This is a genomic window from Vibrio sp. Isolate25 (assembly GCF_022398025.1).
In the GTDB taxonomy this organism is placed as follows: domain Bacteria; phylum Pseudomonadota; class Gammaproteobacteria; order Enterobacterales; family Vibrionaceae; genus Vibrio; species Vibrio coralliilyticus_A.
In genome coordinates, this window is record NZ_JAKEUT010000009.1 from 112271 (window position 1) to 123568 (window position 11298).

Here is an 11298-nt window from a genome sequence, read left to right on the forward strand (position 1 = left end):
TCTTAACTTTGCTCGTATTGTCCATTAACAACCGTCGCTTGAACTTTGAAGTCACGATCGAAGACTGTCAGATTTGCAACCATGCCTTGTTTGATACGGCCTAGTTGCTCATCAACCCCTATTGCTTTCGCTGGGTATAGGGTTGCCATGCGAAGTGCTTCGTCCAGCGCGATACCGACGTGCTCAACGGTATTTTGTACAGCTTCTATCATTGTCAGTGCTGAACCGCCTAGTGTGCCATTTTCATCAACACACTTACCATCTCGGTAATATACTTTCTTACCAACAAAAATAAAGTAATCCATGTCAGCGCCTGCAGGAGCTGTGGCATCTGTCACTAATACTAATTTTTCGCCTTTGATTTTGTGAGCGATGCGAATGTTTGCATAATCGACGTGGAACCCATCGGCGATGACGCCCGCGTAAACGTCTGAGGTATCGTAGATTGCTCCAACTACCCCAGGCTCACGCCCTACCATAGGCGTCATTGCATTAAATAGATGAGTAGCGAACGTGATACCAGCGTCAAAGCTCTGACGAGCTTCAGAATACGTCGCATTGGTATGACCGATTGATACGACAATCCCCGCAGCTCTTAGGCGTTTGATGTGTGCAGGGTCATTATGTTCTGGTGCGAGTGTCACTTTTGCAATGACATCTGCGTTTTCACACATGAAATCGATCATGTTGTCTTCTGATGGTCGGATATGATCAACGCTATGAATGCCTTTTTTCATCACATTTAAATACGGCCCCTCAAGGTGCAGGCCTAGTGATTGGTTTTGGTATTGAGCATGGTAATCACGTGCAGCTGATACTGCTTGACGCATATCTTCATCAGAAGAAGTGATAAGAGTAGGAAGGAAGCTAGTACAGCCAGACTTAAGATTTGCTTCATGCATGATTTGCATGGTTTCAGCAGTGATCTCGTCATTCAACATGACACCACCACAACCATTTAGCTGCAGATCGATAAATCCGGGACTAAGATTTGCTCCGTTTAAGTCCTGAACTTCAATATCATGAGGAAGGTCAGCTACCGGGCATAGCGAATCTATCAGTTGGTCTTTAATGACGACTGCGTGGTCGACAAGAACGTCGTTGCCGGTGAAGATCTTACAGTTAGTTAGCGCATACATGGTTAGCTAATCCTTATAAGTTTGATTTTTAATACTTCTATCCGCCTAACTGAAACATTCATTACGTATCTTTATACTTTATTCGTGAGCTTCAATTAGGTCGCAAAATATCTTGAGCAAGCAAGAGATATTCTATCTGAAATTACATTCTGTCTCATTTAAAAGCTTGCTGAATATGAAGAAGCTTACTGGGTAATACCAGATAGACTTCTTGAACTACGAGCATTGTCATGATGATAATAAGTTCAGAATACCGTGAATATTAGGTGTGCGTTGTTATTTTTTTGTATTGTAAAATAAGTTTTATGATCTCGCTAGCAAAATCCTCGAATTAGGCCATTTTCTGGTGATTATGATCACAATTGATAAGGTTTTAATTTGCGGGGCAAAATTAATGGCATACACTGAGCAGGACTAAATTGAGCGAATAAAAAAAGTCGCTCAGCCAAAAATACAAAAATCCTATAGGGGGAACTATACGGTGAATATTCTCGGATACTTTCAGAAGGTAGGTAAGGCGCTTATGGTGCCTGTAGCTACTCTTCCTGCTGCAGCAATACTCATGGGTATTGGTTACTGGATAGACCCAGCAGGTTGGGGTGGTAACAGTGCAGTTGCCGCTTTCCTAGTCCAAGCTGGTGCAGCAATCATTGATAACATGTCTGTATTGTTTGCAATTGGTGTTGCTTACGGTATGTCAAAAGACAAAGATGGCGCAGCAGCTCTCGCAGGCTTCGTTGCTTACACAGTCATTACCACTTTACTTAGCCCTGGTACGGTTGAGCAAATTGGCCTAGTAGCTCTTGATGACCCAGAAACTAAATTGGCTTTTGCTAAAGTTGGTAACCAGTTTATTGGTATTCTTTCTGGTATTGTTGCTGCTGAGCTCTACAACCGTTATTACCAAGTTGAGCTACCAAAAGCATTGGCGTTCTTCTCAGGCAAGCGCCTAGTACCAATCCTAACTTCTTTCGCCGGTATCATCCTCTCTTTTGTGCTTATGTACGTGTGGCCAGTCATCTTTACGGGTCTAGTCTCTTTCGGTGAAGGCATCACTAACCTAGGTGAGGTTGGTTCTGGTTTGTACGGCTTCTTCAACCGTCTACTTATCCCTGTAGGTCTGCACCATGCGCTGAACTCTGTATTTTGGTTTGACATGGCTGGCATTAATGACTTGGGTAACTTCTGGGCGGCAGGTAACGTTGTCGAGCAAGGTGGTCAACTTGTTAAATTAAACTCTGATGGTGAAGTGATTGGTGTTATTGGTGAGCTAGGTCGCTACATGGGAGGTTACTTCCCTGTAATGATGTTTGGTCTGCCAGGTGCTGCACTTGCTATCTACCACACTGCTAAACCTGAGAATAAAGCCAAAGTTGCTTCTATTATGATTGCTGCTGGTTTTGCATCGTTCTTTACTGGTGTTACTGAGCCTCTTGAGTTTTCATTCATGTTCCTAGCGCCTGTGTTATATGTTATACACGCGGCTCTAACAGGGATTTCTCTATACATTGCTGACCTAATGAACTGGACCGCTGGCTTTGGCTTCTCTGCAGGCTTAGTTGATATGGTTCTATCTTCAGCGAAACCTGAGTCAAACCAATGGTATATGCTAATCCTTCAAGGTTTTGTGTTCTTCGCTCTGTACTACACAATCTTCCGTACTGTTATCGTGAAGTTTGGTCTGAAGACCCCGGGTCGCGAAGACGACGAAAGCGCTGAAACGTCTGGTGTGACAGGCTCTGAAAATTCTTCTGAGCTAGCGAAACAATACCTTAAAGCTCTTGGCGGTCACAGCAACATCGATAATATCGATGCTTGTATCACTCGCCTACGTCTCACTATCAAAGACACTAGCTTAATCAGTGAGAAGACACTGAAAGACTTGGGAGCGATGGGAGTTGTGAAGCTTGGTTCTAACAATGTCCAAGTTATTCTAGGACCCTTAGCTGAAATCGTTGCGGGTGAAATGAAAAACATCCCAGCGGATGCTGATTTATCAGATGTGCAATTACCAGCTTAGCTTGCTAGCTAAAAACTTTAGTCTTATACAAAATCCCCAAGTACACACTTGGGGATTTTTTGTATTCACTTCTTGCCGAATACCAGGTATCAAGCGAGCCCTTCATATGATTTGCTCAATAAATTTGCTGCTTTCATAAGCAAAGCCAGCGTGCCAGTCTACTATCGATGGATTATTTACCAATAAAAGTCTGGTTATAGTTGTGTAATTGCGAAGAATTGTGGATCATTAGCCGTTATATGTTTGGCGTCGCTAATGACGAACACAAACACTATTTTTCTCTGACAATACTAAAATAATTGAGGTGCTATAGATGAGTGAAGCTGAGGCTCGTCCATCGAACTTCATTCGCCAAATCATTGATAAAGATTTAGCGGATGGTAAACACACTAGCGTGCATACTCGTTTCCCGCCGGAACCGAACGGTTACTTGCATATCGGTCATGCTAAGTCAATTTGTTTAAACTTTGGTATTGCTCAGGACTATCAAGGACAGTGTAATCTTCGTTTTGATGACACGAACCCTGAAAAAGAAGACGTTGAATACGTTGAGTCTATTAAGAATGATGTGAGCTGGTTAGGCTTTGAATGGGATGGTGAGATTTGTTACTCATCAAACTACTTCGATAAGCTTTACGAGTACGCGGTTGAATTAATTGAGAAAGGCTTAGCGTATGTTGAAGAGCTAAGTCCTGAGCAGATTCGTGAATACCGTGGAACGTTGACAACACCGGGTAAACCAAGCCCATACCGTGACCGCAGTGTGGAAGAAAACTTAGCGTTATTTGAAAAAATGCGAAAGGGTGGCTTTGAAGAAGGGAAAGCGTGCTTGCGTGCGAAAATTGACCTTGCGTCTTCTTTCATCGTACTGCGTGATCCTGTTCTATACCGTGTTCGCTTTGCTGAGCACCACCAAACGGGTGATAAGTGGTGCATTTATCCAATGTACGACTTCACACATTGTATCTCGGATGCGCTAGAGGGGATTACTCACTCTTTATGTACGCTTGAGTTCCAAGATAATCGTCGCCTATACGATTGGGTACTAGAGAACATCTCTATTGATTGTCAGCCACGCCAGTACGAGTTCAGCCGTCTAAACCTAGAATACACGGTGATGTCTAAGCGTAAGTTGAACCAGCTTGTGACTGAAAACTTAGTCAACGGATGGGATGACCCTCGTATGCCAACTATTTCTGGCTTGCGTCGCCGTGGCTTCACGCCTGCATCGATTCGTGAATTTTGTAAGCGTATTGGTGTCACTAAGCAAGAAAACATGATTGAGTTTGGTTCACTAGAATCTTGTATTCGTGATGATCTAAACGAAAACGCGCCTCGTGCTATGGCTGTGCTTGATCCAGTTAAGGTTGTTATCGAAAACTATGATGAAGGTAAGGTTGAAATACTCAGCGTTGCTAATCATCCTAACAAGCCTGAGATGGGTGAGCGTGAAGTACCATTCACCCGTGAACTTTGGATTGAACGTGAAGACTTCCGCGAAGAAGCGAACAAGAAGTACAAGCGATTGGTTTTGGGGAAAGAAGTGCGCCTACGTGGTGCTTACGTGATCAAAGCAGAGCGTATCGAAAAAGATTCAGAGGGTAATATTACCACCATCTACTGTAGCTACGATGTAGACACTTTGGGTAAGAACCCAGCTGATGGCCGTAAAGTGAAAGGTGTTATTCACTGGGTATCGGCAGATAAAGGCCTACCTGCTGAGATTCGCCTATACGATCGCTTGTTCACAGTGCCAAACCCAGCAGCAGCCGATAACTTTGCTGAGACAATCAACCCTGACTCACTTGTTGTGATGAATGGGTTTGTAGAACCAAGTCTAGCTACCGCCGAAGCTGAAAAGGGTTACCAGTTTGAGCGTATGGGCTATTTCTGCGCAGACTCAAAAGATTCTTCCGCAGATAAGCTAGTCTTCAATCGCACTGTAGGTCTACGTGATACCTGGGCGAAAATTGAAGCAAAATAAACGTTAAATAAAACAGCCAGTCATATGACTGGCTGTTTTATTTGATAAAAGAAAAGCGCTCATGATTGGAACGCTTGTCTAATTCGTTATTTTTTCAATTTATGTGCATCTGGGTTGTCGCGGCAGCTGCCATCTGCACATTTACCGTAAAGGTATAAACTGTGGTTTGTCAGAATGACATTATACTGAGCCGCAATCTCTTTCTGACGTTCTTCTATGATGTCATCTGCAAATTCGATCACTTCCCCACAATCCAGACATACTAAATGGTCATGGTGGTGCTGGGTAGATAGTTCAAAAACTGATTTGCCGCCTTCAAAATGGTGGCGAGTAACAATACCTGCATCATCAAATTGGTTCAGAACTCGATAAACTGTCGCAAGCCCGATCTCTTCTCCAAGATCAATGAGCTTTTTGTACAGTTCTTCAGCGCTGATATGTTGGCATTCCGGCTGTTGGAGTACTTCTAAAATCTTCAGTCTCGGAAGTGTAACTTTAAGACCAGCGTCCTTAAGAGCTTGGTTATTGTCTGACATAAACTTTCCTGTTGATGATCTGCGGTAATTAACAGAATTCAATATTCCTATCATTATAGGGCAGTACAAGATAACAATAAACCACGAAGTTCAAAGGGTTACTAGTATTTTTTTATAAACACGTGTAGCGTCACTGATAAAACACATCAGACCAGTTACAATTGTTTAACATCTAGTTATGAAGGCTCTATTTCAGGGATGAAAGAATGAATAAATCACTAGCTAAAATTTACAAGCCTGGAATCGTAAAGTTTGCTCTTAATGTCTGGCCTCCATTCTGGGGATCTGGCATCAGGATCATTTCAATAAGCGAAGATTTTCGTCAGGTCAAAATGAAACTCAAACTGCGCTGGTGGAATAAAAATGCGAACCGCACTCAGTATGGCGGCAGTATTTTTTCTCTGACTGACCCTGTTTATTCACTAATGCTGATGGGAATTTTAGGTGAGCGTTACTATGTGTGGGATAAAGAAGCGAGTATTAACTTTATAAAGCCAGGGCAAAGTGATCTCTACGCAGACTTTATTGTCTCTCAGGAGTTGCTTGATGATATTTTACTGAAAACATCGAATGGAGATAAGTGTTTCCCTGAATTTGTGATTTATGTAAAAGATGAAACCGGTAATGTGGTTTCGGAGGTGCAGCGTAAACTTTATGTGCGCAAAAAGCCTCAATATCGAGAAGAAGAAGCCGAAGAACACGCTGTATAGGTAAATGCTCACTGACCATGGAGTGTGTTCATGCGGAATACCTTTGAATTGTTGTTTTCTATTCTGACTCACTTCTAAATACCTACCGCTGTTTTAAGTGTTGCAAAGTAACCCCATTTTCTGCCACAGAGTAATGACTACCATTCCCCCTCTCATCATATATTTACCGTATTGACCGACGTTAAACCATGATTCAATCTTTTTTTTATATGTAAAAATACTGATGATTTTGTTTGTTTTTAAGCCCCCAAATAATGCAATGATCAAGATCTTATAACTGAGAAAGTTCCTTTCTTAATTATTTTTATGCGAGTGACTTCAAAGTTGTCTGATTGATATTTTATTATAAACATTTGATTTTTAATATCTTTATTGTTTTTGGCTTGGTATTGTTATTGATAATTAGACCTCGATCACTATGTTTATAAAAATTTGTAGCGGGTCATATTTTTTTATCTTGAAATTAAGTTCTGATTGATGTTTTTTGTCGCGAAGTTAGTCTTAGAATCATGGATACACTGGGTGTATGCAGAAATTAGAAAGTGAGCGATAGTCATTAATCTTTTACTTTCGACATAGGAAATGATTCTCCCTTCGGCGGCCAACTTAAGGTGAGAACAACAAAAACAGCTATATCCATTTTTAGGAGTTTTTCCATGGAAAAAATGTTCAAACGCACTCTTCTCGGTGCAGCAGTGGCGATGGTTTCTACAGGTGCATTGGCAGCTGAATCATCTCAGGTTGGTATCATCTCTGACTTCAACGTACAAGCTTATGGTGTGGCAGCGATCTCAGTCGTTAACTACGATTCTGAAGAGACGAAATCGGGTGTGACGACTGATACTGGCACCGGTTACGATTACGAAAATGAATCACGTATTGGTTTCCGTGCCAGTAAAGATATGTTTGAAAACCTCAATGTCTTTATGCAGATCGAATCAGGTTATGTTGGTGAAAATGGAGATGGAGCATCACTGGGTAACCGTGATACTTTCCTAGGCCTACAAGGTGATTGGGGTAAAGTCCGCTTTGGTCGTATGTTAACACCTATGTACGAAGTAATTGACTGGCCTTACGCAAACCCAGGTTTGGGCGCTGTATGGGACTGGGGTGGTGATGTAAAGTATAACCGTGATCGTCACGGTGATATGGCACGCTACGATTCAGTTGATTACAATGGTTTTACTTTCAATCTCGCAACAGGTCGTGGCGACTCAAGTGTAAAAGATAACTACTTCTATGGTGCGGCAGCACATTATCGTCTGAATGACAGCATTACATTCCATGCTGCATTAGAGACGGAAACCGATCGCCAGTTAACAGCAGCAACAGCTGCAGGTACATGTTTAGAAGCAGCAGGTTGTGGAACTGGTATTTCGTTTGGTGATGCTACTGCGGCAACAGATGCAACAATTGCCGATACTTTTGGTTATCTAGTTGGCTTTGAGGCATCACTTCCAGCAGGCTTTGGAATCGCAGGTGCATATAAGGCTGGTGAATCTGATGTACAGGGTGGAGACAAATCTGAGCAGGCTTCTTACTCAATCATTGGTCAATACTGGACAGGACCATGGGGCTTTAAGCTAGGTTACGCAGCCAATATGGACTCAGAAACTGCTGGTGTTAAAGCAAACAACGAAGACAGTGTTGTATCTGGTCAGTTAATGTATGTTCACAATGGTTTCGTACCCTACGTACGTATTGCGCAGCGTGATATCTTATCTTCCGACGGTTCGACAAACACAGAAACTATGGTTGTACGTGTTGGTCTAGAGTACGGTTTCTAAGACTTTATCTATTTTTATTCTTAATGATACGCGCTGGCCTTAGTTGGCCAGCGTTTGTTGTATTGAGAAGTAGAGCCTGAAGATAAAGGTAATTCTATAGTATATAACGGAGTTATTTCCAGGGTGGTTTATATGAAGAAAATTATTTTAGCGTCATTGCCTTTATTGATGGTAGGTTGTACTACATTAGATTCAACAAGTGACTTTACTGATTCAGTAAAACGCATTGAATCTAAACAGAATTATCGAATTATTGTTGGTAAATCATTAACACCGGATACACTTGAAGTGAATGGTGGGCAGTTGGTTAAGTCATCACTAGAGCTGAATTACGTAGATCCGACACAGAGCAAAAATGTGCCGGATTCTTTTATTAAAATGGAGCTGCAGTACTTTAAAAATTATAACGAATTTAAAACAGTGATGGTTGAGGGCAGTAGTCAAGAAGTGGCACTTAAGCCTTATGCAGCCTCAGCGGAAACCTGTAGTGATGTATGTACTCAAACTCAGTATGTCAGATTTCCAGTGCCTAGCCAGCTTCTCGCACAGCAGCCGTACCAAGATCTCAAGTTTGATGTGAGCGCGTCGAATGCTAATAATATTACGTTCTCTATCCCATCAGGTTACATTGAAGCGATTGTGAACAGTGCCAATTCTAATGTAGCTCCGGCTGTGCTAGCTGCTCCTGTTGCTACTGCCGCAACAGTGACTCCTGTGGCTCAAAGCTCGTCTTCAAAAGCGATAGAGATGACGCAGTATTGGTTTAAGGAAACGGCAGAAGAACAACGTGATGAGCTATTGAGCTGGGCGGTTGAAAATCGCAACTCGACCAAATTGACGCTTGAAACCACTTCCAAGCAACAAGAAATGTTTGGTTACTGGTATGGAAAAGCAACGAAAGAAGAAAGAAAAACACTCATTAAACAACTACTAGAATTATAAAAAGAGAAGGAGCCGAAAGGCTCCTTTTTTATCTCATTACCGTACCATTGCTATTTTCACATATAACGATCGGCATACGTTCAACTACTCCTGAATTTAATTCACATTTCACTATTGGGCCAGAAGCAGTGCTTCCTACGGGTGATTGTGCAGCTACCGAAAAACTAAAAATAAGACTACAAGCTAACGCAAAGAAATATTTCATAATAAACACCTCATTTAAAATCTCATTAAAGAGATACTTATCAGTATGTCGCTTAATGGTAAAAGATCAAAAAAAGTTTAATTATTAAAAATTTTCTTTAGTAAATAACTCTTACTTTTTGTGAGAAATAAATTAATAAGTCGATGATATATTTAGAATGGTATTTCTTTTAGGTAAAAAGGCTGAGCTTGATTAAGGCTGTTTTCATATAAAAACAGTCACTTAATTCAAGGTGGGAATGATTTAAATTATTGATATATTGAGTTTTTTCTTGATATTGAGTGGTTGAAGAATGAAAAAGGCCCTTTGTTCAGGCAAAGGGCCTAATAATAGAGGTTAATTTTTTGCTTCTATGGTAAGAACAATGCCATTTACTTGGGTGATTTCAACCATGGTTCCTGCTGGAATTGATTGGTTAGTTTGTGCCGACCAAGTTGTATCACCCACCTTGATTCGGTGCTTTCCTGGTGTGAGATCAGATTCTATCAAGATTTTCTGACCGATCATTTGCTTCTGCTTTTGGTTTAAATCCCGTTGTTGATCGTCAGAAGCATCTTGCTTGAATTGCTTTCTCCACCATAACCAAGTAGTCATCAGTGAAAAGATGCTAAAGGCGCTCCACTGTAGCTGCCAACTCATTGGAATAAATGTGAGTAAAATACCCACAATTAAGGCTGACAGCCCAAGCCATAAAAAATAGCCAGCGGTACCCAGCAGTTCGATAGCAAGTAAAGCTAGCCCGAAGGCTAGCCAATGCCAATGATTGATACTGTCTAGTAACTCAAACACATTAGCCTCTACTTAGTTGACTCGTTCGAGTGCTTAAACATTTCGGCGATACCCGCAACAGAGCCCATTAGCCCCGAAGCTTCAAGTGGAAGCATGATGATCTTGCCATTCTCAGCTTGGCCGATTGACTTAAGTGCGTCGGTGTAGCCTTGAGCAATAAAGTAATTAACCGCTTGCATGTCACCCTTAGCGATTGCTTCTGACACCATGGCCGTAGCACGCGCTTCGGCTTCCGCAGCACGCTCACGAGCTTCGGCTTGTAATATAGCGGCTTGTTTATCACCTTCTGCTTTTAATATTTCTGATTGCTTGTGACCCTCGGCCTTTAATATTTCAGCCTGACGAACCCCTTCTGCTTCGAGTACTTCTGCACGCTTGTTTCGCTCCGCCTTCATCTGGGCATTCATTGCTGCGGTAAGATCTGACGGCGGTTGAACATCTTTAATTTCGATACGGGTAACTTTTACCCCCCAAGGATTAGTCGCTTCATCGACAATGGAAAGTAACTTGCTGTTGATCATGTCGCGTTGACTGAGCATTTCATCAAGCTCCATTGAACCAAGTACAGTACGGATGTTGGTGAGGGTTAAATTTCGAATAGCGTGTTCAAGGTCGTTCACTTCATACGCCGCTTGGGCAGCATCGATGACTTGGACGAAACAGACGGCGTCAATCGTTACATTCGCGTTATCTTTAGAAATGACTTCTTGAGCTGGTATATCAAGCACGCGCTCCATCATATTGATCTTTTGACCAATACCATCAATAAAGGGAATGATGATATTTAGGCCTGGTTTCAAAGTGTGTGTATAACGGCCAAAACGTTCGACGGTCCAGTGATTACCTTGGGGAACGGTTTTAACACCTGCGATAATAAATGCGATGACGACAATAAGAAAAATGCCGATGGTAATGAGAGAGTCAATAGCCATATCTGATTCCTTGTATAAGTTATTATGTCGATTGTTGCTTAATTCATGTGGTAGCACAATGACATAATGAGAACCAAAGCTAGATTTAGGAAAAATAAAAGCCGGATAAGCCGCAACGTAGTTCACTTAAGAGGAGCTGCGTAGCGATTAACAGGGTATCGGGTCTTTGATATTTTTACCGCCCTAGGCCGATTTGGCTTAGGGCGTTTGTCTATAAAGAGGATAGATAAATCTCCTCGAAGGCTCTTTAAGCG

The 11298-nt window shown here is 41.9% G+C and carries 9 protein-coding genes; 5 read left to right on the top strand and 4 right to left on the bottom strand.

The window, feature by feature from the left end:
- Positions 1 to 2: 2 nt before the first annotated feature.
- The gene (nagA, locus tag L1D15_RS16355; RefSeq protein WP_239876443.1) at positions 3 to 1139 is read right to left on the bottom strand and encodes an N-acetylglucosamine-6-phosphate deacetylase; all 1137 of its coding nucleotides are present in this window, start codon (positions 1137 to 1139) and stop codon (positions 3 to 5) included.
- A gap of 481 nt (positions 1140 to 1620) precedes the next feature.
- Here nagA and nagE point away from each other — a divergent pair, with 481 nt between their 5' ends.
- Both nagE and glnS read left to right on the top strand, forming a co-directional pair.
- Positions 1621 to 3159 carry an N-acetylglucosamine-specific PTS transporter subunit IIBC gene (nagE, locus tag L1D15_RS16360; RefSeq protein WP_239837541.1) on the top strand — a complete coding sequence of 513 codons (1539 nt, stop codon included), beginning with the start codon at positions 1621 to 1623 and terminating at the stop codon, positions 3157 to 3159.
- A 313-nt stretch (positions 3160 to 3472) separates the two neighbouring features.
- Entirely contained in the window at positions 3473 to 5143 is a 1671-nt protein-coding gene (glnS, locus tag L1D15_RS16365) for a glutamine--tRNA ligase (RefSeq protein ID WP_239867438.1), read from the top strand.
- A gap of 86 nt (positions 5144 to 5229) precedes the next feature.
- Here glnS and fcrX read toward each other — a convergent pair whose 3' ends face one another.
- Positions 5230 to 5679, bottom strand: coding sequence for a ferric iron uptake transcriptional regulator FcrX (gene fcrX / locus L1D15_RS16370; RefSeq protein WP_239837543.1), 450 nt, complete (start codon positions 5677 to 5679; stop codon positions 5230 to 5232).
- Between the two features lie 206 nt (positions 5680 to 5885).
- Between fcrX and L1D15_RS16375 the strand changes: the two genes are divergently transcribed.
- From L1D15_RS16375 to L1D15_RS16385, 3 genes are all read left to right on the top strand, one after another.
- Complete coding sequence (locus L1D15_RS16375) at positions 5886 to 6389, top strand: DUF4442 domain-containing protein (RefSeq protein ID WP_239876444.1); 504 nt, start codon at positions 5886 to 5888, stop codon at positions 6387 to 6389.
- A 656-nt stretch (positions 6390 to 7045) separates the two neighbouring features.
- Positions 7046 to 8176 (top strand): porin, encoded by a 1131-nt coding sequence (locus tag L1D15_RS16380; protein WP_239867444.1) that lies wholly within the window; start codon positions 7046 to 7048, stop codon positions 8174 to 8176.
- 132 nt (positions 8177 to 8308) lie between these two features.
- Positions 8309 to 9118, top strand: a complete 810-nt coding sequence (locus tag L1D15_RS16385; protein WP_239876445.1) for a DUF2057 domain-containing protein — start codon at positions 8309 to 8311, stop codon at positions 9116 to 9118.
- Between the two features lie 541 nt (positions 9119 to 9659).
- Here the strand turns inward: L1D15_RS16385 and L1D15_RS16390 are convergent.
- Positions 9660 to 10112 carry an NfeD family protein gene (locus tag L1D15_RS16390; RefSeq protein WP_239867450.1) on the bottom strand — a complete coding sequence of 151 codons (453 nt, stop codon included), beginning with the start codon at positions 10110 to 10112 and terminating at the stop codon, positions 9660 to 9662.
- A gap of 8 nt (positions 10113 to 10120) precedes the next feature.
- Positions 10121 to 11044, bottom strand: a complete 924-nt coding sequence (locus L1D15_RS16395; protein ID WP_239837548.1) for an SPFH domain-containing protein — start codon at positions 11042 to 11044, stop codon at positions 10121 to 10123.
- Positions 11045 to 11298 lie beyond the last annotated feature (254 nt).

Coding starts and splice junctions, on each gene's coding strand:
- L1D15_RS16395 (WP_239837548.1), bottom strand. CDS start 11,044: ATGGCTATTGACTCTCTCATTACCATCGGCATTTTTCTTATTGTCGTC.
- L1D15_RS16380 (WP_239867444.1), top strand. CDS start 7,046: ATGGAAAAAATGTTCAAACGCACTCTTCTCGGTGCAGCAGTGGCGATG.
- fcrX (WP_239837543.1), bottom strand. CDS start 5,679: ATGTCAGACAATAACCAAGCTCTTAAGGACGCTGGTCTTAAAGTTACA.
- L1D15_RS16375 (WP_239876444.1), top strand. CDS start 5,886: ATGAATAAATCACTAGCTAAAATTTACAAGCCTGGAATCGTAAAGTTT.
- L1D15_RS16385 (WP_239876445.1), top strand. CDS start 8,309: ATGAAGAAAATTATTTTAGCGTCATTGCCTTTATTGATGGTAGGTTGT.
- nagA (WP_239876443.1), bottom strand. CDS start 1,139: ATGTATGCGCTAACTAACTGTAAGATCTTCACCGGCAACGACGTTCTT.
- glnS (WP_239867438.1), top strand. CDS start 3,473: ATGAGTGAAGCTGAGGCTCGTCCATCGAACTTCATTCGCCAAATCATT.